Source organism: Geothrix fuzhouensis, assembly GCF_024609325.1.
Lineage (GTDB): Bacteria > Acidobacteriota > Holophagae > Holophagales > Holophagaceae > Geothrix > Geothrix fuzhouensis.
Window position 1 is genome coordinate 113,912 of the sequence record NZ_JANHMQ010000003.1, and the last position, 24,970, is coordinate 138,881.

Annotated in this window: 24 protein-coding genes; 13 read left to right on the plus strand and 11 right to left on the minus strand. The window is 66.8% G+C overall.

What is annotated here, in order from left to right:
- Window positions 1-72 precede the first annotated feature (72 nt).
- Complete coding sequence (locus NOV74_RS11910) at window positions 73-1,275, plus strand: S1C family serine protease (RefSeq protein ID WP_257312715.1); 1,203 nt, start codon at window positions 73-75, stop codon at window positions 1,273-1,275.
- Window positions 1,276-1,281: 6 nt separating this feature from the next.
- Here the strand turns inward: NOV74_RS11910 and NOV74_RS11915 are convergent, their stop codons facing one another.
- Entirely contained in the window at window positions 1,282-2,319 is a 1,038-nt protein-coding gene (locus tag NOV74_RS11915; RefSeq protein ID WP_257312718.1) for a hypothetical protein, read from the minus strand.
- 146 nt (window positions 2,320-2,465) lie between these two features.
- Between NOV74_RS11915 and NOV74_RS11920 the strand changes: the two genes are divergently transcribed.
- Genes NOV74_RS11920 through NOV74_RS11930 form a run of 3 tightly spaced genes read left to right on the plus strand, consistent with a single transcriptional unit; the run spans window position 2,466 to window position 5,426 of the window.
- Window positions 2,466-4,313, plus strand: coding sequence for a PKD domain-containing protein (locus NOV74_RS11920; protein WP_257312721.1), 1,848 nt, complete (start codon window positions 2,466-2,468; stop codon window positions 4,311-4,313).
- A gap of 59 nt (window positions 4,314-4,372) precedes the next feature.
- Window positions 4,373-4,807, plus strand: a complete 435-nt coding sequence (locus tag NOV74_RS11925; RefSeq protein WP_257312724.1) for a secondary thiamine-phosphate synthase enzyme YjbQ — start codon at window positions 4,373-4,375, stop codon at window positions 4,805-4,807.
- Window position 4,808: 1 nt separating this feature from the next.
- Entirely contained in the window at window positions 4,809-5,426 is a 618-nt protein-coding gene (locus NOV74_RS11930) for a flavin reductase family protein (protein ID WP_257312727.1), read from the plus strand.
- 12 nt (window positions 5,427-5,438) lie between these two features.
- On the opposite strand, the gene NOV74_RS11935 is transcribed toward NOV74_RS11930, so the two are convergent.
- The 9 genes from NOV74_RS11935 to NOV74_RS11975 all read right to left on the minus strand — a co-directional run bounded on the left by NOV74_RS11935 (window position 5,439) and on the right by NOV74_RS11975 (window position 14,174).
- Complete coding sequence (locus tag NOV74_RS11935) at window positions 5,439-6,341, minus strand: cation diffusion facilitator family transporter (RefSeq protein WP_257312730.1); 903 nt, start codon at window positions 6,339-6,341, stop codon at window positions 5,439-5,441.
- A gap of 49 nt (window positions 6,342-6,390) precedes the next feature.
- Window positions 6,391-7,620: a bifunctional folylpolyglutamate synthase/dihydrofolate synthase gene (locus tag NOV74_RS11940; RefSeq protein ID WP_257312733.1), complete on the minus strand. Its 1,230-nt coding sequence runs from the start codon at window positions 7,618-7,620 to the stop codon at window positions 6,391-6,393.
- Window positions 7,620-8,474, minus strand: coding sequence for an acetyl-CoA carboxylase, carboxyltransferase subunit beta (gene accD / locus NOV74_RS11945; protein ID WP_257312735.1), 855 nt, complete (start codon window positions 8,472-8,474; stop codon window positions 7,620-7,622). Before accD ends, NOV74_RS11940 begins: the two co-directional genes overlap by 1 nt.
- An 8-nt stretch (window positions 8,475-8,482) precedes the next feature.
- The gene (locus NOV74_RS11950) at window positions 8,483-9,352 is read right to left on the minus strand and encodes a ParB/RepB/Spo0J family partition protein (protein WP_257312736.1); all 870 of its coding nucleotides are present in this window, start codon (window positions 9,350-9,352) and stop codon (window positions 8,483-8,485) included.
- Complete coding sequence (locus tag NOV74_RS11955) at window positions 9,352-10,131, minus strand: ParA family protein (RefSeq protein ID WP_257312739.1); 780 nt, start codon at window positions 10,129-10,131, stop codon at window positions 9,352-9,354. The genes NOV74_RS11950 and NOV74_RS11955 overlap by 1 nt, the downstream gene beginning before the upstream one ends.
- 114 nt (window positions 10,132-10,245) lie before the next feature.
- Entirely contained in the window at window positions 10,246-10,884 is a 639-nt protein-coding gene (locus NOV74_RS11960) for a diaminopimelate epimerase (protein ID WP_257312741.1), read from the minus strand.
- A gap of 157 nt (window positions 10,885-11,041) precedes the next feature.
- Entirely contained in the window at window positions 11,042-11,344 is a 303-nt protein-coding gene (locus tag NOV74_RS11965; RefSeq protein WP_257312744.1) for an FtsB family cell division protein, read from the minus strand.
- 12 nt (window positions 11,345-11,356) lie between these two features.
- Window positions 11,357-12,637, minus strand: a complete 1,281-nt coding sequence (eno, locus tag NOV74_RS11970; protein WP_257312746.1) for a phosphopyruvate hydratase — start codon at window positions 12,635-12,637, stop codon at window positions 11,357-11,359.
- An 82-nt stretch (window positions 12,638-12,719) separates the two neighbouring features.
- The gene (locus NOV74_RS11975) at window positions 12,720-14,174 is read right to left on the minus strand and encodes an indole-3-glycerol phosphate synthase TrpC (protein WP_257312748.1); all 1,455 of its coding nucleotides are present in this window, start codon (window positions 14,172-14,174) and stop codon (window positions 12,720-12,722) included.
- A 489-nt stretch (window positions 14,175-14,663) separates the two neighbouring features.
- On the opposite strand from NOV74_RS11975, the gene upp reads away from it, so the two are divergent.
- Entirely contained in the window at window positions 14,664-15,290 is a 627-nt protein-coding gene (gene upp / locus NOV74_RS11980) for a uracil phosphoribosyltransferase (RefSeq protein ID WP_257312750.1), read from the plus strand.
- Window positions 15,291-15,314: 24 nt separating this feature from the next.
- On the opposite strand, the gene NOV74_RS11985 is transcribed toward upp, so the two are convergent.
- A complete protein-coding gene (locus tag NOV74_RS11985; protein ID WP_257312753.1) occupies window positions 15,315-16,730 on the minus strand; it encodes a tetratricopeptide repeat protein in 1,416 nt (471 codons plus the stop codon).
- A 158-nt stretch (window positions 16,731-16,888) separates the two neighbouring features.
- Between NOV74_RS11985 and NOV74_RS11990 the strand changes: the two genes are divergently transcribed.
- Genes NOV74_RS11990 through NOV74_RS12030 form a run of 8 tightly spaced genes read left to right on the plus strand, consistent with a single transcriptional unit; the run spans window position 16,889 to window position 24,952 of the window.
- The gene (locus NOV74_RS11990; protein ID WP_257312755.1) at window positions 16,889-18,541 is read left to right on the plus strand and encodes a serine/threonine protein kinase; all 1,653 of its coding nucleotides are present in this window, start codon (window positions 16,889-16,891) and stop codon (window positions 18,539-18,541) included.
- 2 nt (window positions 18,542-18,543) lie between these two features.
- Window positions 18,544-19,251 carry a ribonuclease III family protein gene (locus tag NOV74_RS15370; protein WP_306672469.1) on the plus strand — a complete coding sequence of 236 codons (708 nt, stop codon included), beginning with the start codon at window positions 18,544-18,546 and terminating at the stop codon, window positions 19,249-19,251.
- A gap of 44 nt (window positions 19,252-19,295) precedes the next feature.
- The gene (locus NOV74_RS12005) at window positions 19,296-20,012 is read left to right on the plus strand and encodes a HisA/HisF-related TIM barrel protein (protein ID WP_257312756.1); all 717 of its coding nucleotides are present in this window, start codon (window positions 19,296-19,298) and stop codon (window positions 20,010-20,012) included.
- A gap of 11 nt (window positions 20,013-20,023) precedes the next feature.
- The gene (locus tag NOV74_RS12010; protein WP_257312758.1) at window positions 20,024-21,808 is read left to right on the plus strand and encodes a hypothetical protein; all 1,785 of its coding nucleotides are present in this window, start codon (window positions 20,024-20,026) and stop codon (window positions 21,806-21,808) included.
- A gap of 42 nt (window positions 21,809-21,850) precedes the next feature.
- A complete protein-coding gene (locus tag NOV74_RS12015; RefSeq protein ID WP_257312759.1) occupies window positions 21,851-22,861 on the plus strand; it encodes a hypothetical protein in 1,011 nt (336 codons plus the stop codon).
- Entirely contained in the window at window positions 22,858-23,451 is a 594-nt protein-coding gene (locus NOV74_RS12020) for an RNA polymerase sigma factor (protein WP_257312761.1), read from the plus strand. The genes NOV74_RS12015 and NOV74_RS12020 overlap by 4 nt, the downstream gene beginning before the upstream one ends.
- Window positions 23,448-24,137, plus strand: coding sequence for a hypothetical protein (locus tag NOV74_RS12025; RefSeq protein ID WP_257312764.1), 690 nt, complete (start codon window positions 23,448-23,450; stop codon window positions 24,135-24,137). The genes NOV74_RS12020 and NOV74_RS12025 overlap by 4 nt, the downstream gene beginning before the upstream one ends.
- Window positions 24,134-24,952: a tetratricopeptide repeat protein gene (locus tag NOV74_RS12030; protein WP_257312767.1), complete on the plus strand. Its 819-nt coding sequence runs from the start codon at window positions 24,134-24,136 to the stop codon at window positions 24,950-24,952. The genes NOV74_RS12025 and NOV74_RS12030 overlap by 4 nt, the downstream gene beginning before the upstream one ends.
- The last annotated feature ends 18 nt before the right edge of the window (window positions 24,953-24,970 follow it).

The following is a 24,970-nucleotide window of genomic DNA, read 5'->3' on the forward strand; positions in this document are numbered from 1 at the left end:
TGGCCGCTGGACCCCGGCACCTCCGCCGGCCCGGAACGCCCCGGGAAGCCGCATAATCGTCAAGGAGCCGCCATGATCCCCAGCCCCCGATGCTTCTCCCTGGGTCTCGCCATCCTCATGGCCCTGCCCCTTCTGGCCCAGGCACCAACCCAGACCCCACCGCCCCCCACTCATGCCCCCAGCGAGGAAGGCACCATCCAGCGGTTCCGGGCCCATGCGGCCCCCCGCGCCGTCGCGCAGCGCCCCCCCCTCAGCACCGAAGAGCGGAACACCATCCGGCGGTTCAAGGAGGCCAAACCCAGCGTGGTCTACGTCTCCGCGATCTTTCCCGTGCAGGACCTGCGGACCCTCGACATCACCAAGATCCCCACCGGCACCGGCACCGGCTTCGTGTGGGACGAGTGGGGTCATGTGGTCACCAACCACCACGTCATCACCGTGGAGGAACAGGGCAAGAGGATCGGCGACGTGAACGAAGTGGAAGTCACCCTCGCAGACGGCAAGACCTACAAGGGCCGGGTCATCGGCACCAGCTTCGCCTATGACATCTCCGTGTTGCAGGTCTTCGCGCCCCTCAACGCCATGCGCCCCATCCCCATCGGGCGCAGCTCCGACCTCCAGGTGGGCCAGGCGGTGACCGCCATCGGCAACCCCTTCGGTCTGGACCACACCCTCACGAAGGGCGTCATCTCCGCCCTGGGGCGGGAGATCGCCACGGGCTACAACACCCATATCCTGAACGTCATCCAAACGGACGCCGCGGTGAATCCGGGCAATTCCGGCGGCCCCCTGCTGGACAGCGGCGGGCGTCTGGTGGGCATGAATACCGCCATCGCCGCCGCCACAGGCGCCTCCGTGGGCATCGGCTTCGCCATCCCTGTGGATACCTTGAACCGCGTGGTGCCCCTGCTCATCGCCCGGGGCCGCCTGGAACCACCCAGCATGGGTTTTGTGACCATGGGCAGCTACGAAGCCCAGCAAGTCTTCGGCATCACCCGGGGCCTCGTCATACGGGAGGTGGATGCGGATTCTCCTGCCGGCCGGGCCGGGCTCAAACCCCTCGAGGTGGATGCCGAGGGCCGCGTCAAGGCCATGGGGGATATCCTTCTGGCCTACCAGGGGAGACAGATCGAGAGCGAAGGCCAGTTCATGGCGATGCTGGAGCTCGAGGCTCCGGCCGATGAGGTGGTCTTCGATGTCCTCCGCGAGGGCAGGGTCATCAAGGTGACATTGAACCTCAAGGCCGCGAAGAAAGCCGTGCCCACCAGCATCTGAAATCAGCTAGTGGTGGTGGTGTTCCTCTGCGGGCGGCGGGGGCGGCACGGCGCCCTTCGGGGGCCGTGCCCTGGGATCCAGATAACGCAGCGGCACCTTGAGGGGCTCCCCCAGGTTCGAGCAATGGACCAGCAGGAGGGCTTCCGCCGCGGTCCCCGTGCGCCGGATCCGCAGGACCTGCCGGGCGGATTCCGCCTCGGGCGCGTCCAGCACCTGGAACCCGCGTCCCTGGACCTCCGTCTTCAGGATGCGGAAGGGCTTTCCGTCCCGGGCACGGAGCTCCAGGGCCAGCAGGGTGTTCTTCGGCTCCGTGAACACTACCCGGGAAGGCTCGGGGATGACCGGGAACGCAATCCGCCAATCCAGGTACAGGGTGAAGAGGGGCTGCTTCGGTGCGTTGGTGGCCACCTTCAGCACCTCTAGCCCTGCGGTGACCCCCGGCTCCAGGTGCCTGGGCCGCAAGGTCACGCGCAGGTCCGACCCGCCCTCCCGGGGAACCAGCTCCATCTCGAGGTACGAGGGCGCCGCCGAGGCCAGCGCGAGCTTCAGGGGTTCGCCGCCTTCCCGCCGGAAGTGGAAGTCCAACTCCGGACTCTCGTGGGGCGCGACCTCGCCAAGGCTCTTGCGCTCGGCATCCACCGTCACCTCGGGCCGCACCAGCATGTCGTAGCGGAGGATGTAGTTGGGCTGGCCGGGATCATCGGTGCCCAGGCGCACGGCACCCTTGACGGGACCCACCAGCCCCGTGGGATCCACCTTCACCCTCACCAGGCGGACCTCACCGGGCTGCAGGGGCGCGGCCAGCTGCGCCGGGTCCAGGCTGAGTCCCAGCGACAGGTCGAGCACCCGCAGGTGGAAGGGCCGGTCGTGGATGCTCTTAATGCCGTAGGCCGCCTCCCGGATCTCACGCGGGCCCACGCTGCCCAGGTGGACGGGGAACGGCGTGGTGAGTTCGATGCGGGCCGGCGGCACCGGGTCCGGCTTGGCCGGAGCCGGGGCTGGTGGGGCCTGCATCAGGAGAAGGAGGGCGGGAACGAGCAGCATGTCGGATCCTGGAGGAGTCCTTCCAGTGTGCCGCGAGGGGGGCGCGCCACTGGGATGTTAATTGTTGTTAAGTGCAGCAAATTCACCTCGCGGTCACGCCCGGTCTGGGTGGAATGGGGAGAACCCTACTTTCCTGCGAGGTGATCATGCGCCTGTTCCGCGTTCTCCTGAGCCTGTCTCTGGCCCTGGCTCTGGGGGCCCAGACCCCGAAGAAGATCCTGTTCGACCACACCCGCCACGAGGAGGCCGGCACGTCGGCCGAGTGGGTCATCTGCTCGGCCAGCGAGCCCAATCCCAGCCCAGCCGCCCCTGCCTCCGAGGCCGACTGGAACGGTGGCATCAGCGCCTGGGCCTTCGATCTCTACAAGGCCGGCTACACCGTCCAGACCCTTCCCCCCACCGGTCGCGTCAGCTACCGGGACACCACCAACGCCCAGGATCTCGCCAACTACGCCGTCTACGTCATCCCCGAGCCCTATCTCAAGTTCACGGCCGCGGAAAAGCAGGCCATCCTCACCTTCGTCCAGAATGGCGGCGGCCTGTTCATGGTGTGCAACCACCCCGGCGCCATCCGCTACAGCGGCACCGGGGGCACGGATGCCTACACGGTGTTCAATGACCTGGTGGCTGTGAACGGCGGCAACCCCTTCGGCTTCACCTTCGTCCCGGGCCATGGCCCCGGCGATGCGCTGGCCAACACCACCAGCACCGCCTTCAGCACCAGCACCTCGCCGGCAGCCCAGGCCATCATCCACGGCGCCTATGGCGGCCTGGGCCTGATGGACTTCCATTCCTACTCGTACCTGAACTTCAACACGGCCCAGAACCCCAACGTGCAGGAGATCCTCCATACCCAGATCAGCGGCGACACGGGCTCCTTCATCGTGACCTGCACTGTGGGGGCCGGCCGGGTGGTGGCCATCAGCGACAGCTCCCCTTCCGATGACGGCACGACCACGACCGCTGGGAAATCCCTCCACGCCAGCTACGGCATCAATAGCAACCGGGCCTTCTACCTGAATGCCACCACCTACCTGGCGGGCACCACCTCCGCCCCGGTCCCCTCGGTGAGCATCGTCTCCCCGTCCTCCAACCCGACGATCCTCGCCGGCGGATCCGTCAGCTTCCAGGGCAGCGCCAGCATCTCCGACGGCAGCGCCCTCACCTACAACTGGTCCTTCGGCGACGGGTCCTCCGCCGCGGTGCTGGGCCCCGTCAACCACACCTACACCACGGCCGGCACCTATACGGCCACCTTCACCGCCACCAGCAATCAGGGCAAGTCCGCCTCGGCCACCCGCACCATCACCGTGAATGCAGCCTCCTATACCCTCACGGCCAGCGCCGGGACCGGCGGCACCATCAGCCCCGCGGGCACAGTCACCATAGCCAAAGGCGGCAGCCAGACCTTCACCATCACCCCCGCCACCGGCTACGTCATCAGCAGCCTCACCGTGGATGGCGTGAACCAGGGCGCCCTCGGCTCGTACACCTTCAGCAATGTCACGGCCAGCCACACCATCACCGCCGCCTTCGCCGCCAGCGCCGGCAGCAGCCTGAAGGAGACCTTCGACACCGGCACCAAGACCGCGTATGCCACGGGCACCGTCGCTCTCCCCACGGGCACATGGACCTTGAACGACGCCCTCCTCGGCAACACCTCCTCCGATCCCAAAGTGGGCACCCAGAGCGTCCGCACCCGCAACAGCGGCAAGGTGACGATGATGTTCAACTTCGCCACCGGCGCCAAGACCGTTTCGGTGAAGCACGCGAAATACGGGACCGATGGCAATTCCACCTGGGGCCTGTGGTACTCCACCAACAGCGGCTCTACCTGGACTCAGGCCGGAAGCACCGTGACCACCTCGTCCACCACCCTGGCCACGGCCTCCTTCACCGTGAACGTGGCGGGCGCCATCCGCTTCGAGCTCCGCAAGACGGACGGCAGCGCCAACCGCGTAAACTTCGACGATTTCCAGATCGCTGGCTACTGAGCGTCCTCGCTCCACCAACCCCGGGCCCCAGGCCCGGGGTTTTTCGTTATGCTTCGCCCATGAAGAGCCACCGGAAGGTCCTCACGCTCCACCTCCCCGGCCGGACCGGCTTCGTGAACATCACGGCCGAGGTGGCCGGCGCCGTCCGCGACAGCGGCATCCGGGAGGGGCTCTGCCTGGTCAACTCCATGCACATCACCTCCAGCGTCTTCATCAATGACGAGGAGTCCGGCCTTAAGCAGGACTACCTCCGCTGGCTGGAGAAGCTGGCCCCCTTCAACGCCGGGAGCGATCCGGCCGCCGGCGGCTACCTCCACAACCGGACCGGCGAGGATAACGGCGACGCCCATCACAAACGGCAGATCATGGGCCGTGAGGTGGTGGTGGCCATCACCGGGGGACAGTTGGACTTCGGCACCTGGGAGCAAATCTTCTATGGCGAGTTCGATGGCCGCCGGGACAAGCGCGTCCTTATTAAGATCATCGGGGAATGACATGATCACTCGCGACCTCGCTTCCCTGCCCAAGCGCGATGTCTACCGCATCCTGTCCAGCCTGGTGATCCCGCGCCCCATCGCCTGGATCACGACGGTGGATACGGCCGGGCGGGTGAACCTGGCCCCCTTCAGCAGCTTCATGGGCATCTTCGGGCCGCCCATGGTGGCCTTCACGGCGGGCCGCCGCCGAGACGGATCCCTCAAGGACACCCACGGCAACCTGAAGGCGAACGGCCAGGCCGTGGTCCACCTGGCGGATCTGCCGCTTCTGGCGCCCCTCCACGCCAGTGGGGCGGAGGTGGAACCGGACATCAGTGAGGTGGAGCGCCTGGGCCTGGCCACGGAGCCCTCTCAGCGCGTGGCGCCGCCCCGCCTGAAGGATGCGCCGGTGGCCCTGGAGTGCCGGCTGAACCGGGAGCTGGAGCTGGGTCCCGCCAGCACCCTCCTCCTGCTGGATGTGGTGGTGGCCCATGCCGCAGAACGCATCTGGAACGCCGACCAGGACTGCGCCGATGCCAGCCAATGGACGCCCATCGTCCGGCTGGCCTCAGTGGTGGGGCCCAACTACGGCGCCCTGGGCGAGACCTTCCGTTTGGGGCCGTCCGAGCTGCCCTGATCGGCTCCAGGCTCAATCTTCGTCCGGCTCCACGAACAGGTGCTGGATCTGGGGGAAGCGCTGGTGGAGATTCCGCTCCAGGGCGTTGATGACCGCCACCATGGCCATCCCACTGGGCTGGTCCCGGAATTTCACTTTCAGCGCCACCATCAGCCGGTCGCTGCCGACGATCACGGCCACCAGGTTCAGCACCTGGTCCACCGCCGGGTCCTCATCCACCGCGGCGCGGATGGCGGCCCGCAGGACCAGGGGCGGGGCCTCGTTCAACAACAGACTCGTCACCTCCGTGCCCACGAAGGCCGCCACGCCGATGAGCAGGAGGCCGATGGCCACGCTGCCGATGCCATCCCACACGGGATTTCCGGTGAGCAGGGTAAGCAGCACGGCGGCGAGGGCAAACACCAGACCCAGCAGGGCCGCGATGTCCTCGGCCACCACCACCACCAGCTCCGTGCTGCTGGACTGGCGCAAGTACCGCAGCAGCGACCGGCCGCGGCGTTCGGGCCCCGCGGCGCGGAGGGCGCCCCGCAGGGACCAGCCCTCCAGGGCCGTGGCGAAGAGGAGCAGGGCCACGGCCCAACCCAGGTGATGCGGCTGCTCGGGATGGTGGATCTTGTGGAGGCCCTCCACCAGCGAATAGAGGCCGCCCACGCTGAAGAGCAGCAGGGCCACGAGGAAACTCGCCACGAAGGCGGCCTGGCCGTGGCCTAGCGGGTGCTTGGGTCCCGCGGGCTTCGATCCCTGGCGCATGCCCAGGAAGAGCAGCACCTGGTTCGCGCAGTCCGCCGTGGAATGGATCGCCTCCGTCAGGAGGCTGGAGCTTCCCGTCAGGAGAAACACGCCGAACTTGGAGATGGCGATGCCGCCATTGGCGGCGAGCGCGAGGGCAACGGCGCGGGAGGATCCGGTGGACATGGCTCCAGGTTAGCGGCTTCCCTCCGCAGACCGGGCATGACCAGGTTGCTCAGGACACCTGGATGTCCAACTCCCTCAGCAGGTCACCCAGCAGGTAGAGGGAACCGGTCACGAGCCGTGGGGCTTCGGCGGGAGCCTTCAAGTGGGCCGCCGCCTCGCGCACGGTGAGCAGCGGGGCCTCGTTGCCCCAGGCTTCCCTAAGATCCGGCGCCTTCGCATAGCGGGGCGCATCCCCCTGGATGAAGGTGACGGACAGGGGGCGCATGCGTTTCAGTTCCCGGGCCACACCAGCCAGATCTTTGTCGCCCATGGCGCCGAAGTACAGATGCGGCCGCACCCCGCAGGCCAGAGCATGATCGGCCAGGGCGCGGGCGCCGTCGGGGTTGTGGGCGCCATCCATCCAGATGCCCTGGAGGCCCGGCGGGGCCCAGAGCCTGCCGGGCCAGCGGGTGGCCGCCACGCCATCCCAGAGGCGATCCTCCGGGATGGGGAACCCCAGCTCCCGCAGCTGGCGGATCGTTTCGAACGCCGTGGCCAGGTTGTCCAGCTGATGCAACCCCGCCAGACCCACCCGATGCCCATTCACACGGGAATGGTCCCAGCGGATGTCCGCGGGACCCAGGCGCGACGCCGGGCAGAGCACCGGCTCATTCGAGAGCAGCAGGCGAATCCATTCGGGATCGAGGGTGGGTCCCAGAATGAGGGGGCGGCCGTCTCGGGCTGTGCAGAGCTTCTCCCGCGCGATGGCCTCCCGGGTGTCCCCCAGGTACTGCTGGTGGTCCAGACCCACGCTGGTCAGCACCGTGAGGATGGGATCGGTGGCGTTGGTGGCGTCCCAGCGCCCTCCCAGGCCCACTTCCACCAGGGCCACTTCCACGCCGGTCATGCGGAAGGCTGATAGGGCGGCCGTGATCATCAGCTCGAAGTAGGTGGCGTTCACACCGGTCCGGGCTTCAGCGTCGAAAGCTTCTCCCAGTAGGAGTTCCAGGGCCCCCTCGCCGATGAACCCACCGTCCACCCAAACCCGCTCGGTGGGGTCCACCAGGTGGGGCGAGGTCGTCCATCCGACGACGAAACCCGCCGCCTTCAGCATGTGGGCGAGGAAAGCCCCAGTGCTGCCCTTGCCATTGGTGCCCGCGATGAGGATGACGGGAAAGCCCGCATCGGGGCGTCCCAGGCCTTCGAGCAGCGCGTGGATGTTCTCCAGGCCGCACTTGATCCCGAGGTGGCCGCGCGCCTGCAGGCGTGGAATGAAGACGGGTTCGATGTCGGGGCGCATCAGTCCCTGGGCGAGGGCATCATCCAGACCAGGCAAGCGGTGATGAAGTCCTTGAGGTGATCACGGGTGACAACCTTATCGACCATGCCGTGGGTCTGGAGGAACTCCGAGCGCTGGAAGCCCTCGGGCAGGCTCTGCTTGATGGTCTGCTCGATGACGCGGGGACCGGCGAAGCCGATGAGGGCCTTGGGCTCGGCGATGTTCAGGTCGCCCAGCATGGCGTAGCTGGCGCTCACGCCGCCCGTGGTGGGATCCGTCAAGAGGCTCAGGTACGGCAGTCCGGCCTTGTCCAGCTTGGCCAGGGCGGCGCTGACCTTGGCCATCTGCATGAGCGAGAGGGTGCCCTCCTGCATGCGGGCCCCGCCGCTGCAGCTCACAATGATGAAGGCGCACTGCTTCTCCAGCGCGCGCTCGGCGCCCAGGCGCAGCTTCTCGCCCACCACGCTGCCCATGCTGGCGGCCAGGAAGTCGAAGTTCATGATGGCCGTCACCACCGGCTGGCCGGACAAGGTGCCTTCCACCACGACCACCGCATCCTCAGTCTGGCCCGCCTGCTCCAGCTTCTTCAGCTGGTCCTTGTAGCTCTTGGTGGAGACGAAGCCAAGGGGGTCCCCGCTCCGCAGGTCACTGAAGAGGGTCGTCCAGCCCTCGTCCATCAGGTTCTCGAGCCGCTCATCCACACCGATGCGGAAGTGGTAGCCGCACTTGGGACAGACGTTGTGCGTGTTGACCAGTTCCTTGCGGTAGATCAGTTCCTTGCAGGCCTCGCACTTGATCCAGAGCCCCTCAGGCACCCGGACGGTCTTTTCTTCGACAGCAGTCTTCTGTTGACGCTTCTTCACGAACCAGGACATGACGACTCCTACCGGCCCTTGGCCGGACCGTGCTTGAGGGCCTCGAAGAGCCGGTCCAGCTCCGCTTCGCTGCCATAGTGCATCACCAGGGCACCCGCCTTGCCCTTGGCCTTGATCTCGATGCGGGTACCCCAGGACTGGGTCAATTCTTCCGCGGCCGCCTTGATGAACAACTCCTGGGGATGCTTCTTCCGCCCCCCCTTGGCCTTGGCCTGCTTCTGGAGTTGCTGGATCCGGGCTTCCAGGGCGCGCACGCTGAGCTGCTGCGCCACCACTTCGTGGGCGAGCTGCTCCTGCAACCGGGGATCGGGAACCCCCAGCAGGACTTTGGCGTGCCCGGTGCTGAGGCGACCATGGGCGACGTCGGCTTTCAGCTCGGCGGAAAGGCGCAACAGCCGCAAGGTGTTGGCCACCTGGGGGCGAGACTTGCCCACCCGATCCGCCACCTGTTCCTGCGTGAGGCGCAGATGCTCGCCCAGCTGCCAGTAGGCCGTGGCCTCCTCGATGGGATTGAGCTCCTGCCGCTGGATGTTCTCCACCAGGGCGAACTCCAACAGGCGATCGTCCGGCACTTCTTTGATGACCACCGGGACCATCGCGATCCCGGCGAGCCGTGCGGCCCGCCAGCGGCGCTCGCCGGCGATGATCTCGAACTGCTGACCCACCTTGCGCACGACGATGGGCTGGACCATGCCGTGCTGCTTCAGGCTCTCGGCGAGTTCGGCCAAGGCCGTCTCGTCGAAGTGCGTGCGGGGCTGCGCCCGGTTCGGGACAAGGCTGCCCAGCGGCAGCTCCCGCTGGTTGGCATCCTCAGGCGCCATCTGGCTCATGAGCGAAGTGAGTCCCCGGCCCAGGGCCGGACGCTTCAGCTGGGTCATCAGGCTTCCCTCCTCGCGGGGATCTCCAGACCCAGCCATTCCTTCGCGAGGCTGAGGTAGGCCTGGGCGCCCTTGGAGCGTAGGTCATAGAAGGCGACGGGTTTGCCGTGACTGGGTGCCTCGGCGAGCCGGATGTTGCGGGGGATCATGGTCTGAAAGACTTTGCCCGGAAAGGCGTGGCGCACCTCGTTCGCCACCGCAGCACCGAGGTTGGTTCGCTCTTCCGCCATGGTCAGCAGGATGCCGCCCAGCTGGAGGCGCGGGTTCGGGCCGGCCTGGATGCGGCGCAGGGTCTCGGTCAACTCCGCCAGGCCATCCAGGGCGAAGAACTCGCAGGGCATGGGAACGATCACCTCGTCCGCGGCAGTGAGGGCGTTCAACGTGATCATGCCGAGGCTGGGGGGCGGGTCGATGAGGATGTAATCGAAGCGGTCCATGAGTGGCGCCAGGCCCTGCTTCAGCACCTGGAGCTGGGGCAGTTCGAAGAGCTCGAACTCCAGCTGGGCGAGATCCTTGCCTGCGGGGATCACCTGCATCATGGGGACTTCGGTGCTCAACACCAGGGCTTCGGCGGGGGCGCCCTTCATCAGCGCGTAGGCTCCGGCCCGGTGGTCCGGCTTGGGGAAGCCCAGGCCCGTGGTGCTGTGGCCCTGGGGATCGAAGTCCACCAGCAGCACCATTTTCTCCATCATCGCGAGGGACGCGGCGAGATTGATGGCCGTGGTGGTCTTGCCCACCCCACCCTTCTGGTTCGCCAGAGCCACCACCCGGGCGCGCATCAGGCGGCCCTCATCATTGCGCAGGCGCTCGTCAAACCACGCATCTCGGCATCCCCTTGGGTGTGGAACACGCCAGTCTAGCAGGTCAGGTTCCACGGCAAAGTGCCCGTGTGATCAGGGCCGCAGCGAAGGGTCCGGCTGCACGTGACCCAGCCTCCGCACCGAGCCGGAAAGCCACAAGTCGCGCCAACCGCCACCGCCTTCTGGGGTGAGGGTCACGGAAACGTCCTCGCCCCCCGCGGTATGCAGACGCCAGCGAGTGGGTCCCTCCATGTGGGCCAACCAGGCGGCGGCGACGGCGCAACCGGTCCCGCAGCAGAGAGTCTCCCCTTCGACGCCACGCTCCCAGGAACGGATGCTCGCCTCGCCCGGTGCGATCACTTCGACCACACTCACGTTCGTGCCGCCAGGGAGCGCGGCGTGGTGGCGGAGCGGCGGCGCGAAGACCGGAAGATCGATCGAGGTCACCGACGGCACGCGCAACACCAGCTGCGGATTCCCGATCCACCCGAACCCTGCCGGATGCGCGGTCGGCATGGGCACGGGACGAAGTCCGAAGCCCTCGCCCTCCGGCATGCGGATGCCGACGCCACCTTTCGCATCGCGTCGGAGGAGGACGGCTTCGCCGCTGGAGATCACCTCGACCAAGTCGCCTTCCGGGGCCCCGGGGACAGCTAGGGCAGCCCTACTACCGTTGGAACAAAAGGACTTGGCACCATCTGTATCCCAGTGCTCCAGGATCCATGGACCCATTCCAGGCCTTTGCATCAAAAAAAGGCCATCTAAACCAAACCCTCGCCCCCTGGGACAGAGGATCCTGGCCCAATCCGAGCCTGGACAATCTTTAGCCTCCTCCCCCCAGAGGTAGCCGAACACGTTGCCAGCGGCAGAGGCGAGGAAGAGATCCAACCTATTTCTCGCGATTCCCGAAGGTGTACACGGTCTCGCCGGGACGCGCATAGCCTTGGCGCCGCGCCAGGGCCTCCATCAGCTCCGGGTCCTTGGCGGCGAGGCGCTGGACCTCCTCCAGCAGTTCGCGGTTCCGCCGGTTCAGCTCGACCAGGCGGGCGCGGGTCGCGACCAGCTCCCCTTCGCGCTTCCGCAGTTCAGGCAGCCCCCCTTGAGAGAAGAGCAGGGCCATGAGGGACAGGAACCCGGAGGCTCCAAGCACGCCCCACACGGTGGAGGACTTCAGGAGCCAGTTGGCATTCATGCCGGGGTCCTCCTAACTGAGGCGGGACCCGAAGGCCTCACGACCCGCGTAGCGGGCGGCGGCCCCCAGTTCCCACTCGATCTGGAGCAGGCGGTTGTATTTGGCGATCCGGTCCGTGCGGCAGGGAGCGCCGGTCTTGATCTGCCCCGCGCCCGTGGCCACGGCCAGATCCGCGATGAAGCTGTCCTCGGTCTCGCCGCTGCGGTGGCTGATGACGGCCCGGTAGCCCGCCTTGTGGGCCATGTCCACGGCCCGGAGGGTCTCGGTGACGGTGCCGATCTGGTTCAGCTTGATCAGGATGGCGTTGGCCACGCCCTCCTGGATGGCCTTGGCCAGGAGGATGGGGTTGGTGACGAAGATGTCATCCCCCACCAGCTGGGTCTTGGCCCCCATAGCCTCGGTCTGGGCCTTCCAGCCTTTCCAGTCGCCCTCGGCGAAGCCGTCCTCGATGGAGATGATCGGGTGCCGGGAGACCAGACCCTGGTAGTACTCCACCAGCTGGGTGGGGGTCTTCTGGACGCCATCCAGGGTGTAGGTCTTGCCGTTAAGGAATTCACTGGCAGCGCAGTCCAACGCCAGGAAGACATCCTTCCCCAGCTTATAGCCCGCCTTCTTGACGGCTTCCCCGATCAATTCGAGGGCCTCCTCGTTGGAGGCCAGGTTCGGTGCGAACCCGCCTTCATCCCCCACGCCTGTGGACAGCTTGCGGGCCTTCAGGACCCCCTTCAGGGCGTGGTAGACCTCGGCGCCCCAACGGAGGCCCTCCCGGAAGCTGGGAGCGCCCACGGGCAGCACCATGAACTCCTGGATGTCCACGTTGTTGTCTGCGTGGGCACCGCCGTTGAGGATATTCATCATCGGCACGGGGAGCAGCCGGGCCGAGGCACCCCCGAGGTACCGGTACAGCGGCAGGCGGGACGCCTTCGCCGCGGCGTCCGCGATGGCCATGGAGACGCCCAGGATGGCGTTCGCGCCCAGACGGCCCTTGTTCTCGGTCCCGTCCAGGTCGCACATCAGCTCGTCGAGCTCGGCCTGCTGGAAGGGATCCATCCCCTGGAGGGCCTGGGCCAGCTCCACATTGACCGCATCCACGGCGCCCAGGACTCCCTTGCCGAGGTAGCGCTTCTTGTCGCCGTCCCGCCGCTCGAGGGCTTCCCGGCTGCCGGTCGAGGCGCCGGAGGGAACGAGAGCCTGGCCCATCGTCCCATCGGAAAGCTCGACCCGGGCAAGAACCGTGGGGTTCCCCCGGCTGTCGAGGACTTCAAGGGCAGAGACGCGTTCGATGGTCATCATGGCGGCACCCGGCTCAGAGAGGCGCGCTAGCGCGCCTCTCTGATGTTAGCCCGGTTGCGCAGAAGGATTCCGTGGAATCCGTCTACTTCTTCGTGGCCTTCTTCACGGCCTTCTTGACGACCTTCTTGGCGGCCGGCTTCTTGGCGGCAGCCTTCTTCGGCGCGGCCTTCTTCACGACCTTCTTGGCGGCCGGCTTCTTGGCGGCAACCTTCTTCGGCGCGGCCTTCTTCACGGCCTTCTTGACGGCCGGCTTCTTGGCAACGGCCTTCTTCTTCGGCGCGGCCTTCTTGGCAGCGGCCTTCTTCGGCGCGGCCTTCTTCACGGCCTTCTTGACGACCTTCTTGGCGGCAGCCTTCTTCGGCGCGGCCTTCTTCACGGCCTTCTTGACGGCCTTCTTAACGGCCGGCTTCTTGGCAGCGGCCTTCTTCGGCGCAGCCTTCTTGGCGGCCGGCTTCTTGGCGGCAGCCTTCTTCTTCGGCGCAGCCTTCTTCGCAGCCGGCTTCTTGGCGGCGGGCTTCGCGGCCGCGGGGGCGGCAGGGGTGGCGACCATGTTGGTCAGTTCGGCCATGGGTGGCTCCTTTACGCCCTTTTGGGCGAGGTTGGAAGGGGTCGTGCGGGAAGATGGCTTCCCAGTGGCATCTTTTATGCCAATTTGGATCGCGTCTTTCCGCTGGGTGGATATGCGTTCCTTGGCTGCGGCAGCAGCCGCGGGGGGATGCGCCGCATCGGCGGCAGAGCCGGTCTTGCCCTTGGGCTTCGCGGCTTTTTTCGGGGGCTCAACGCCTGCCAGGATCTGCGCCAGGCGCTTGCCGGGATAGTAGTCATCGAGAAGGGCGTCACCAATCAGGAGTCCGTGGATTCCCAATGCCTCCATCTCCTTGATTTGATCAAGGTTATGGATACCGCCTTCGACCAGTTTGAGACAGCTTTTGGGGATCTTCTTGACCAGCGACACGGCCATGTCCCAGGAGGCTTCCCAGGTGTCGAGGTTGCGGCCCACGGCGCAGATGATGTCGGCGCCAGCCTCCAACGCCCGCTGGAGTTCAGCCTCGGAGGTCACTTCGACCACCACATCGAGCCCCTTGCTGGTGGCGAACTTGAGCAGCGTCTCCAGCCGGTCCTGGCTAAGCAGGGCAGGCATGAGGTAGATGGCGTCGGCGCCGAGGATCTTGCTTTCCTCGACCTGGTATTCCTCGAAGATGAAATCCCGGCGGATCAAGGGGAGCTTCACCTGGCTGCGAACCTCGGACAGGTGCTTGTCCTCGCCGTGGTAAAGGAACTTGTCCGTGGCGATGGACAGGGCTCGGGCCCCGTTTTCGGCCAGACTCTTGGCGTGGGTGGAGGCCTTGTAGGACTCACGGACCTGACCCCGGCCCGGATCCCCCCCGGCCACTTCACCCAAAATAGTGATTCCAGGCTGGCTGAGCTCTTCCTTCAAGGAGTGGTGACCCTTGTAGGCATCTTTCACCGCCACAGGGCCCCTCTGCTTCTTGATTTCCACGTCGAGGGCCTTGAAGATGGCGACTTTCTTTAGCATTTCCCACGCTCCAAATCTCAGATACCTCGCTGCTGGCCCTATGGGGAAGATGATCGGTCGTTTTTCCTCTGATTCAACATCAAACCAGTGATTTGGATGAGGTCAACAGAGAAATCTTAAAAATCTTCATTTTTTTTGACGCTACCGCCTCGTCTTCCCCCCATTCGTTTCCGACGCCGCGACCATCGCCAAGGGCGAAATCCGATCCCGTGAAAGCCTCTGCAATCCGGAATTGCCGGGCTGCGCGTCAAGGTCAAGATCGTCGCGAAACCCCGCCATCACTCGATCCGCATCTCTCCGCAAGCCAACCGCGCGGACCCACTGCGTCTGGATCACGAGCGCGGAATCGCTTCCGTGGAGCCAAGACCGAGCGGGGTGTTCGTGTCCACCATCAAGGGTTCCGCCTGCTACCCTTTCCTTCGCGCTTCCCGCTCCGGGGCTCAGTGCATGCGGCCTTCAGGGTCCCGCCGGAAGCGACGAGAGGTCCCCATGACGATCCAAGTGCTCGACCACCCCCTGGTGCATCACAAGCTCTCCCTCATCCGCGACCGGAAGACGTCCGGAAGCCTCTTCCGCTCCCTCATCGAGGAGGTCGGCTTGATCCTCGCGACGGAATCGACGCGGAATCTCCCTGTGGAGTCCGTGGTCGTGGAGACGCCGCTGGAACGCACAAGCACGCTTCGCTTGAGGGTACTGGATCCCGTGCTGGTGCCGGTGCTGAGGGCGGGACTCGGCCTCCTCCCCTCCTTCCTCAAGCTGCTGCCGACCGCGAAGGTGGGTCATCTCGGGCTCTACCGCGATCACGATTCCCTCGTGCCCGTTCCCTACTACCGCAACTTCCCACCCATGCTCGAGGCCCGGCCCGTTTTCGTTCTGGACCCCATGCTCGCCACGGGAGGCAGCGCCTCTGAGGCCGTGCGCCAGCTCAAGAGCGCGGGTGCGGTGAACCTCACCCTCGTCGCCTTGCTCGCGGCTCCCGAAGGTCTGGAGCGTCTCCAGGCAGACCACCCGGACTTGGCCATTGTCGTGGGCGCCGTGGACCGCCAGCTCAACGAAAAGGGCTACATCCTCCCCGGCCTCGGCGACGCCGGTGACCGGCTCTTCGGAACAGCCTAGGCGGTGGCGGGGGCTCGTACGCGATCAGCCTTTTTCGCGGCCGAGCATGGCGCGCAGGCGGCCCATGATCCCACTCTCGCCCCGCGCCATTTCGGAACCGGCCTCGCCGCCATAGTCGGATGGCACCGCTACCGAAGGATCCAGTTCCAGCGCGCGGCGGAAGCAGCCCTGGGCGTTGGCGTGGAAGCCTTTGCGGTGGTAGAGCTCGCCCATCAGGGCCCAGGGTTCGGCGGCCTGGGGCCGGATGCGCGAGGCCACCTGTAGCGCCTCGACGGCACGAGTGGACCAGGCGGGATTCCCCAGCCGCAGCCGGCCTAGCAGCAACCACGCCTCGTAGGCTGCCGGGGAATCGCCGTCCAGCTTGATGGCCTGCTCGAGGGCGCGGATGGCCTCGCTGGTGCGGTTCTGCATCACGTAGGACTTGGCCTTCACCAATAGATGATGGGCCCGTTCCGGGGCTGACAGTGATTCTTCATCGGCCGTGGACTGGAGCAGGGGGAGGACCGAAGGTGTCGGTTCGGAAAAGGCCCGCTCTATGGCCTCTAGGGGTGGGGGCGGCAAGGAACGCGGCGTGTGGGCCCTGGGAGGAGGACCGTAATCCTCCTCGATCAACAGGATCGGCTCTGGATCCGCTTCGAGTTCGAGCACCGGACTGGCCTCGAATACGGGTTCGGGGGTCTCGCTGGATGCGGGGGAGGGCGCGGCGGATTCCTTGGGCAACAGCGGGAGTTCGCCTCGAACCAGACTCAACCCACCCAGGGCCCACAGCGTCGCCACCAGTCGGGCGGAGTCCGCAGGCGACATGCCGGAGAGCGAGCCGATGGTCTCGTAGCCGAGGGGTTCGGAGCCCAGCAACGACAGCGCGTAGGCCAGCGTGGGGGTGAGCGGCAGGTCGCTGAGGGAATTCAGCAGATCCGGTCCGGCTCCCCACCGCCAATCCAGTTCGCTGCGGAACATTTCCACCAACTCATTGTCGATCTTGGCGTTCTGGAAGGTGTCCCACACGAGCCGGCGATGGTCCAGCCAGAACTGCAGATCCCCGCTGAGGTTGTCTTCCAGCACGCCGGGAATCCAGGTCATCTTCAGGATCGTGTGTTCCATGGCGTGCAGCAGCACCGAGCCCAGCAACTCATGCAGGCGCTTGTCCCGTTCGGCCACGGTCATGAGCCCGCTTTGCACCACGCGGTCTCCCATGCGGGAGCCTTCGCCATCGGCCAGCAAACCCTTCAGGGACGCCATGTCCAGCACGCCGCGCCGGATGAGGAAGTTCCCGAACTGCTCCCCGACGGCATCACTCCGCAGGTAGACGAGATCGCCTCCGCGCCAGTAGAGCCTGCGGGTGCCATCGTTCTGTTCCAGCACGAGTTCGCCTTCGGCCTGCTGCTGATGCAACGATCCCATGAGGGCTGGCAGGAAGTGGCGAAGGCGGACTTCGGGCACCGGTGGCTCCGGAGTGTGAATTCTAGTTTGCATGTTCCTCGCCAGGGCGCCAGTCCAAACGAGCCTCCTGAATGCCGCATTATCCCAAGTCCCTTGGCCCGGAAGAGGACAGGACCTATGCTGTCCCTCCATCCTCATCGCATCCAGGGGACCTTCCCATGTTCGAGAAGCTCGGGAAATTCGAGATCAAGCGTGTCCTCGGGAATGGCGCTATGGGTGAAGTCTACCTCGGTGTCGATCCCTCCATCGGCCGGGAGGTGGCCATCAAGACCATCCTCCCGGCGGCGGCTCAGGGTGGCGAGGCCAAAGAACGGTTCGCCCGGGAGGCGCGGGCCGCTGGCGTGCTGAACCACCCGAACCTCGTCACCATCTATGAATTCGGCGAGGACCAGGGCGTGCTCTACATCGCCATGGAGTTCGTGAAGGGCCACGACCTGGACGAGCTGCTCCAGGATCAGTCGCTCAGCCGTTCAGAGACCCTTGAAGTCCTGGCCCAGGTCTGCGACGGCCTCGGCTTCGCCCACCGCCAGCAGATCGTCCACCGCGACATCAAGCCCACCAACGTCCGTGTCCAGCGCGACGGGCGGCGCCTGCACGCCAAGGTCATGGACTTCGGGGTGGCCAAGATCAGCAACTCGGACATGACCGCCACGGGCATGGTCATGGGCACGGTGAGCTACATGGCGCCGGAATACATCCGCACCGGCAAGCCTGACCCTCGCAGTGACCTCTTCGCCGTAGGCGTGATGCTGTACGAGAGCCTGAGCGGCCGGAAACCCTTCTCCGGTGATACCACGCCCACGGTGCTCTACAAGATCGTGAACGAGCCCCCGGATCCCATCGAGACCGAGAAACTCCAGGGGATCAGCCCCGCCATCCGCACCGTGCTGGACCGTGCTCTGGCGAAGAATCCTGACGAACGCTTCCAGACCGCGGAGGACCTCGCCAAGGCTCTGCGCGCCGCGAAGGATCCCTCATGGACCGGAGAGTTGGAGGAGGCGACATCGCGGCTTCAGGCCGCCGCGCCCACGGCCCCCGCCCCGGCCCTGCCAGCCGCTTCCGCCCCCACCATTCAGGCCCCGGCAGTCCTGGTTCCCCCGGTGGCCACCACCCCTCCGACCCGGCCCGCCAGCGGGAAGCGGGGCGTTTGGATCGGACTCGCGGCCCTGGTCCTCGCAGCAGCTGGAGGCACGGGCTGGTGGGCTCTCCACCGGAATGGCGCTCCGACCGCGGACGTCACGCCCGCCCTCCCAAGCCAGGTTGATACGAAGACCGATACCTCCCACCCCGCGCCGGAGGGCGCTGCCCCGGCCAACCTGGGCGCTGCGAACCACGGGGACGTGAAGGCGAAGCCTGAGGCCCTGCGAACGGCCCAGGTGGCGGAAACAGTGACAGCGGAAAGCCGCCCCCAGGAATCCCGGCCGGCAGGCCCCAAGGTCGCTGAACCGCGCGCCATCGACCAGCCCGAACTCTATCAACCCGAGAAGCTCGACAAGCTGCAGACCCACGAGCGGCTGAACCTGGGCAATGTGTCCCTGAGTGAAGCCATCCAGCTGGCGGACAGCCAGCCCGATAAGGCCATCCACGGGTTCCGGCAGGCCATCAAGGCCGATCCCTATAATGTGAACGCGCACGCGTGGTTGGCCGTCGTGCTCCATGATCAGGGCCGCTCCGGTGAGTTCGTCCAGGAACTCCGGGAGGCTCGCCGCCAGGGCATCCTGGGGCAGATGGCCACGCGGAACATCCGGTTCCGATCGGTCCTCAATCAGGCCCGGTTCAACCGGAAGCTCCCCCCGGATCTGGCGGATTGACCATGGCGAAGCGCTCCGATGGACTGGCGGACCTGGAGGTCGGGCTGGGTTACCAGTTCTCAGACCGGACCCTGCTCCAGGAGGCGCTCACGCACACCTCGGCTGGCAAGGTGCGAGATAACCAGCGGCTGGAATTCCTCGGGGATGCGCTGCTGAACTTCTCGGTGGCGCTGCTGCTTCACCGGGAGCGGCCGGATTGGCAGGAAGGGCCCATGAGCAAGTTCCGAGGCGTTCTGGTCCGCACGGATTCGCTGTATCAGTGGGCCCTGGATCTCGGCCTCGATCAGACTCTGCGCGCCATCCATCCGCGCAAGGCCCCGCCCATGGGGCCCAAGCCCCTGGCCGATGCCCTGGAAGCCCTGCTGGCGGCGGTCTACCTGGACGCCCAGGCCTCGGGCCGGGACGGGAACGCCGCCGCCATGGCCCTGGTGGAAGCCCGCTTCCTGGAACCCATCCGCCAGGCCGATCCGGAGGCTTGGTCTCGGCTGGACCCCAAGACCACCCTTCAGGAAACGGCCGCCCGGCTAGGATTGCCGGCCCCTTCCTATGACCAGGTCGCTCAGTCCGGTCCCGGCCACGCTCCCCTCTTTACCGTGCGGGCGGTCGTGGGCCACCTCAGCGTGGAGGCCAGGGGTTCCTCCCGCAAGCGGGCGGAGAGTGATGCCGCCCGGCAGCTCCTCGACCTGCTCACGGAATCCTCACAGGCCTGACCCTTGCGTTACACTCCCATCTACCGGTCTACCGGGGTGTCCGCTTGAAGATCTACCCAACCTTGAATCTCCAGCATGGCCGTGTCATCCCGACGACGGGACAGGGCGGTCCCTCTGCGGAAGCACCGCTGGACCTCGCGGCCCGCCTCCTCGATGAGGGCGCCAAACGCATGGCCCTCGTGGATGTGGACGCCGCCCTGGGCAAGGGCAACAACCGCGACCTCATCGCCCAGATCCTCCAACGCTGCCAGGCCCGGGATCGCAAAGTCTGCATCCAGGTGGCCGGCGGCATCCGCAGCTCCGATCAGGCCCAGTTCTTCATTGATCAGGGCGCGGTCTGGCTCGTGGCGGGAACGATCCTCCACAAGTCGTCACTCGTCTCGGAACAGCTCATGGCGCGGTTCCAGCCCTTCCTCACCGCGGCCATCGACGCCCGCGGAGGCCAGGTGCATCGCTCGGGCTGGGTGGACACCGCCAACCTCAGCGCCCTTGACCTCGCCCTGCGGGCCAAGGCTTACGGCTTCAAGCGTCTGCTCTTCGTGGACATCCCCGAGGTTCCTGGCGCCGATCCCGACTTTGCCACCGCCGAGGCCCTGGCCACGGCCACGGGCCTGCCCCTGGTGATGGGCGGCAGCATCACCTCCCTCCGGCATCTGGACGCGGCCCGCGCCCATCTTGGCCTCAAGGGCGCCTTGGTGGACGCCCTGCTCTTCCGCGAAGATCCCGGACTTCTGGCCCTCCTGCAAGCCGCCTGCGCCTGACCGGAGGGACCGTGAAGGAAGCGGAAGGCGCGTTCCTCGCCAGCCTCACGGAACCTGAGCAGATCCACTTCCGCCATCTGGCGTTGATCCGCCCCCAGCTGCCCACGGAAAGCCAGGTCTACATGCTGGAGGGCCTGGCCCGGTCCTTGGCCTCCCCCCGGCTGCTGACCCTCATGGCCCGCACACCCCACTGGCTGGCCCACTGGCCCATCCTCCTCAGCCTGGCCGAGAACGAGGCCACCCCCGAGGCCATCCGCCGCGACTTGGAGATGGTGGTCTCCCTCTTCGACCAGATGAGGGAGATGGACCAGGCGCCCCCAGCGGATAAGAAGGACCGCTCGGAGGCCGTCAAGGCGCTCTACTCGCAGCTGAATCCCGACCTGAAACCCGTGGCCAAGCTGCTGGCCAAGCTGATTGCCAAATCCGTCTCCGCCACCGGGAACACCCAGGAACTGCCTCCGCTGCCTGGCGAGGACACGGATTGGGAGGCTCTCACGGCCCTGCCGGAAGCCCCGCCGCCCCAGGCCTCGGCCCCCATCCTGCACCGGGGCGACCGTCTCGCCCGAGCCCAGCAGACCGCCCAGCCCGATGAACTCCTGGGTTTCCTGGTGGATGCCGACGCCGAGCTGCGGATGGTCGCCCTCCAGAATCCCCTGATTTCCGAGGATCTCATCCGCCGTGCCCTGGGACTGTGCGCCGTGCCGGAGTTCTTTGAAGAGGTCTACGCCGAGGCTCGCTGGTATTTCCGGGAACCTGTGCGCGAGAGCATCCAGGAGGCCCCGGGCTGTCCAGCTGGCCTCTCCCGCCGCCTGGCCCTCGCCTCCCACCTGGTGGCGGCGCTGGAACGGGGCGCGGCGCACCCGGCCTCCCTCCGACGCATCGTGAGCCTCTTCACCCAGCTGGAGGAGGGCGAGTACCAGTACGTCACCTACTGGGCCAAACGGCAGTCCCCACAGCTGCTGCGGGTGGTGAAGTACTTCTATGATCGCCTGGTGCGTCAACGGTCTGGGCTTTCGTCGGCCCTGCCTGAGCGCGGCGAGGACGGGCGCTGGGCCAGCATGGAAGAGCGGGTCTTTCTCGCCACCCAGGCCACGCAGGAGGACCAGATCATCCAGGTGCTCAAGGACCCGGATCCGCAAGTCTTCCGCCTGGCCCTGGAGAATCCGGCGCTCACTTCCCGGATGCTGGCGTCCACCCTGCCCGCCCTGGACCGTGGCCGGGCTGAGCAAGTGGCCTCCCACGCCAATTGGCAGAAGGATCCACTGGTGGCCGAGACCCTGATCCACCATCCCCATCTGACGGAAACCACGGCCCTTCGCCTTCTGGCGAACCTGCCGGGCCTCAAGCCCGCCATCGAGATCCTGCGGGACCCCCGGCTCCAGCACCTGGAGGTCAAGCGCCAGGCCCTGGAAACCCTTCGCACCCTCTACCAGGACATGGATGTGTCCGAGCGGATTGCCGCCCTCCGCGCCTCCGGTGGCGAGCTGATGCGCCACCTGCCCCAGGAAGTGCTCCAGGACGAGGAGACGCTGCGGCGCATGGTGTCCGACCGCCAGCTGGACCCGGGCATCCTGCTCCGGTTGGCCCGCAACAAGCTGACCCCGCGCGCCGTACTCGAGCAGATCGCCAGCCACCCGGTCCTGATGGCCCACGCCGCGATCATGTCCGAGCTGTTGCTGAACCCCAAAACCCCGAAAGAAGCCTCCGCCCGGATCTGGGGGCTGTTATCCGAGGCCGAGCAGCAGCAACTTCTTCGCAGCCCCCACCTTCCCGCGACCTTGCGGACCCTCGGGTAAACGGGAGCACCACCGCCCCGTAACCCAAGTCCAGGAGCCCTCATGCGCCGCCCCGCCGCCATTCTGATTCCCGCCGCGGTGGTTGTGCTCTGCCTGCCCTTCGCGGGTTCCTGCCGGCCCAAGCCGCGCGTTCCCGGTTGGGTGGAGGCGGCACCGGCCGATAGCGTGGCGGCCTTTTCCGGCGAAGCGGCCTGGATGCTCACGCACAAGGAGGTCCAGTCCCTGATTTCCCGGGATCCCATGGTGGAGCGGGCCCTCGACATCTTCCTCCAGAAGGCCCGCATCAACCCGCGGACCGAAACCGGCCGGGTGACCTTCCATGTCATGGGCGTGCCGCAACAGGGCGAGCAGAACCTTCAGAAGGGCCTTGAGCATGTGCTCATCCAACTGAACCAGTTCGCGGATCCAACGGCCCTGGTGGCGGCTCTGGCCGAGTCCTTCCCCCAGGAGGGAAGCCTGCGCCTCCACGGCCGGGACTGGCCCCTCCACGTGATCCTTGATCTGGAGGCCCAGGGAGCGAAGGCCCATATCCGCGCCGCGAGCGACGAAAAGGGGCAGCTTTGGATCGGGTCACTGGAGGCCCTCCAGCGCATGGCCGCCAAGGACAGTCTCGCCTCCCAACCGGACGCGGCGCTCGCGGCAGAGTGGATCAGCGCCCGCGCCCCGTTCCAGGGCTACCTCCAACCCGAGGCCCTGCTGGGCGGCCTGCGCAAGAACCTGCAAGGCAGCTTCGTCCAGGATCTGCCTCAAGGTGTCGACGCGCTCTTCTGGAGCATCACACCACCGGCGCAGACGGACCAGCCCATCCGGTTCGAACTGGCCCTCGCGGGCACACCCGAGGGCATCAACCAGGTCACGCCCTGGCTCCAGCGGCTGGTGGCCGCCGCCAATGCCGTGCAGTCCGCCCCTGGCGCAGCCCCCCAATTGATGCAGGAGAAGCGCCGCGTGGGCCTGCATTGCGCCCTCACCCCAGAGCAGCTCAAACTGGTCATGGAGAAGCTGGGCCAGCCGGGCTTCTCTTTCAGTCTGCCGACCAGGATCCCCAGGGCATGAGCGAGGCCACACCCCAGCCTGCGGGCGCCCCCGGAGCCCTTCCGTCGGAGACCACGTCCCCTGAGTTCTGGATGGCCCAGCTCAAAGCCGGCCGGGAGGAGGCCCTGGCCCACCTCATGGCCCGCTTCGAGCGCCCCCTCTGCGCATTCCTCCACCGGCGCCTGCAGGGCGAGGCCGGGGTGGTCCAGGAACTGGTCCAGGAGGTTTTTCTCAAGTGTCTCCAGCATTGTCAACGTTTCGAGGAGGGCCGGCCCGTGGCCGCCTGGCTTTTTACGCTGGCGGCTAATGCGGCGACGGACCATCTGCGTAGACGAGGGCGAGAGGTACCCCCTCCCGAGACCTTTGACGCTCCGGACCCCGACCAGGCTTCACCCTGGGAATCCGTGGACCAAAGCCGGCGGATCCAGGCTCTGCGCGGAGCCTTGGACGGCCTGACCCCCCGCCAGCGAGCCATGGTGCTCGCTTACTACGTCCAGGAACATCCGGTGAAACGGATCGCCCAGGATCTGGGCTGCGCCGAAGGCACCGTGAAAGCCACCCTGTTCCAAAGCCTCCAGAAGCTCCGCAAGACCCTTGGACCCCAGCCATGACCCCCGCCCCTCTCCACCGACCTGATCCCCGCCTCCTGGACGAGGCCCGGGGCTTCGAGCTGCTCGAACAGCCCGAGCTCTGGCCGGAGGATCCCACCCAACAGGCGGAGCTGGCCGAGCTGCTGGAGCTCCATCTGGCCCTTGGCTGCCACGGCCCCGTCCTGGCCGAGAGCCTGGCCCCCGCCCCTCGTACCCGCTGGACCAGCTCTTGGACCTTGGCCGCGGCCGCCGTCCTCCTGGTGGCCCTGATCCCTGCCGCTTATACCGTGCAGCACACCCAGAGCCTCCGGGCCCAGGCCCAGGACACCGCCCGCCTCGAGCAGCTGGCTCGCAAGCGCACCCAGGACCGCGCCTGGATCGCCTTCTTCCGGCAGAGCTCCAGCCTGCTCCAGGATTTCGAGCAGAACCCGGCCCTGTGCAAGAAGGGCGAGGAGGACCGCCGTCAGGAGCGCGAGACGGCCTTGGTTCTGCTGGAAGCCAGCCACCAACTCGCCGCCCAGGGCGCGCCCATCCAAGAGGCCGAAGCCACCCGCGCCAACCTGCACGCCTGGCTCTCTGAGGTGGCCTTCGAGGATGACTGTCTCAGCGTCGAGCGAGTCCGCGAGCTCCGGCAGTGGGCCGCCGCCCACAACCTGGAAGGCCAAGCGGAGCGCATGGAGCGTCGCCTGAGGGGAGACGGCGCATGACCCTGGCTTTCCTCCTGGCCGCATCGGCCCTGGTGATCCCCGCCGCTCCAATGCCTGTCGCGGTTGTGCTGGTGGCCCCGGAGAACCCCGCGGAGGCCCTGTTCCGGCAGGCCCGCGACCTGCGGTACGCTCAGCGCTGGTACCAGGCCGCCCAGGCCTACCGCACACTGCTCCGGGAATTCCCCGCCTCGTCCCGGGCTGTAGATGCCCGCTACTGGTTGGCCTCCAGCCTCGAGCAGGACCAGCGGTGGGATGAAGCCGCCGACGCCTACACCGACTTTCTGGCCAGACATCCGGATCAGCGCATGCTGGGCAAGGAAGCCAAGCTCAACCGTGTGCGCTGCTGGGGCATCCGCCAGTGGGACAACCCTGCCGCCCAGGCCGGTCTGGCGGCGGCCCTTTCCGACGAGCGCGAGGAAATCCGCATCGCCGCGGCCCTCCAGCTGGCCAAGCGCAGGGATGCCCGCGCCGTGCCGGTGCTCCAGGCCGGGCTCCGGGCGGACCTCTCCTCCGAGGCCTGCCGCCTGGCGCTGCAGTCCATGGGTGTCCAGCCCCTGGCCACCGGGCCCACCCAGGGCCGCTTTCTGGTGATCCGGGTGAAGGAGCGGACCAAGCCTGAGGCCCTGACCGTGCGGCTGACCCTGGGTCTGGCCCGGGCCGTGGGGGGGTACCTTTCCGATGAGCAGTTGCGCCAGGCCAAGAAGCAGGGGGTGGACCTGGAGCGCCTCATGGACCAGGCCTTGAACGCCCCCAAGGGCACGGAACTCTTCAGCCTGGATGACGGCAAGAGCACGGTGACGGTGACAGTCGAATAGCCGACCGTGACGGTAGCG

Bases quoted from the DNA above. Each gene is read 5' to 3' on its own strand.
- NOV74_RS11910 (WP_257312715.1), top strand. From the start codon at position 73: ATGATCCCCAGCCCCCGATGCTTCTCCCTGGGTCTCGCCATCCTCATG.
- NOV74_RS11915 (WP_257312718.1), bottom strand. From the start codon at position 2,319: ATGCTGCTCGTTCCCGCCCTCCTTCTCCTGATGCAGGCCCCACCAGCC.
- NOV74_RS11920 (WP_257312721.1), top strand. From the start codon at position 2,466: ATGCGCCTGTTCCGCGTTCTCCTGAGCCTGTCTCTGGCCCTGGCTCTG.
- NOV74_RS11925 (WP_257312724.1), top strand. From the start codon at position 4,373: ATGAAGAGCCACCGGAAGGTCCTCACGCTCCACCTCCCCGGCCGGACC.
- NOV74_RS11930 (WP_257312727.1), top strand. From the start codon at position 4,809: ATGATCACTCGCGACCTCGCTTCCCTGCCCAAGCGCGATGTCTACCGC.
- NOV74_RS11935 (WP_257312730.1), bottom strand. From the start codon at position 6,341: ATGTCCACCGGATCCTCCCGCGCCGTTGCCCTCGCGCTCGCCGCCAAT.
- NOV74_RS11940 (WP_257312733.1), bottom strand. From the start codon at position 7,620: ATGCGCCCCGACATCGAACCCGTCTTCATTCCACGCCTGCAGGCGCGC.
- accD (WP_257312735.1), bottom strand. From the start codon at position 8,474: ATGTCCTGGTTCGTGAAGAAGCGTCAACAGAAGACTGCTGTCGAAGAA.
- NOV74_RS11950 (WP_257312736.1), bottom strand. From the start codon at position 9,352: ATGACCCAGCTGAAGCGTCCGGCCCTGGGCCGGGGACTCACTTCGCTC.
- NOV74_RS11955 (WP_257312739.1), bottom strand. From the start codon at position 10,131: ATGCGCGCCCGGGTGGTGGCTCTGGCGAACCAGAAGGGTGGGGTGGGC.
- NOV74_RS11960 (WP_257312741.1), bottom strand. From the start codon at position 10,884: ATGGGTCCATGGATCCTGGAGCACTGGGATACAGATGGTGCCAAGTCC.
- NOV74_RS11965 (WP_257312744.1), bottom strand. From the start codon at position 11,344: ATGAATGCCAACTGGCTCCTGAAGTCCTCCACCGTGTGGGGCGTGCTT.
- eno (WP_257312746.1), bottom strand. From the start codon at position 12,637: ATGATGACCATCGAACGCGTCTCTGCCCTTGAAGTCCTCGACAGCCGG.
- NOV74_RS11975 (WP_257312748.1), bottom strand. From the start codon at position 14,174: ATGCTAAAGAAAGTCGCCATCTTCAAGGCCCTCGACGTGGAAATCAAG.
- upp (WP_257312750.1), top strand. From the start codon at position 14,664: ATGACGATCCAAGTGCTCGACCACCCCCTGGTGCATCACAAGCTCTCC.
- NOV74_RS11990 (WP_257312755.1), top strand. From the start codon at position 16,889: ATGTTCGAGAAGCTCGGGAAATTCGAGATCAAGCGTGTCCTCGGGAAT.
- NOV74_RS15370 (WP_306672469.1), top strand. From the start codon at position 18,544: ATGGCGAAGCGCTCCGATGGACTGGCGGACCTGGAGGTCGGGCTGGGT.
- NOV74_RS12015 (WP_257312759.1), top strand. From the start codon at position 21,851: ATGCGCCGCCCCGCCGCCATTCTGATTCCCGCCGCGGTGGTTGTGCTC.
- NOV74_RS12020 (WP_257312761.1), top strand. From the start codon at position 22,858: ATGAGCGAGGCCACACCCCAGCCTGCGGGCGCCCCCGGAGCCCTTCCG.
- NOV74_RS12025 (WP_257312764.1), top strand. From the start codon at position 23,448: ATGACCCCCGCCCCTCTCCACCGACCTGATCCCCGCCTCCTGGACGAG.
- NOV74_RS12030 (WP_257312767.1), top strand. From the start codon at position 24,134: ATGACCCTGGCTTTCCTCCTGGCCGCATCGGCCCTGGTGATCCCCGCC.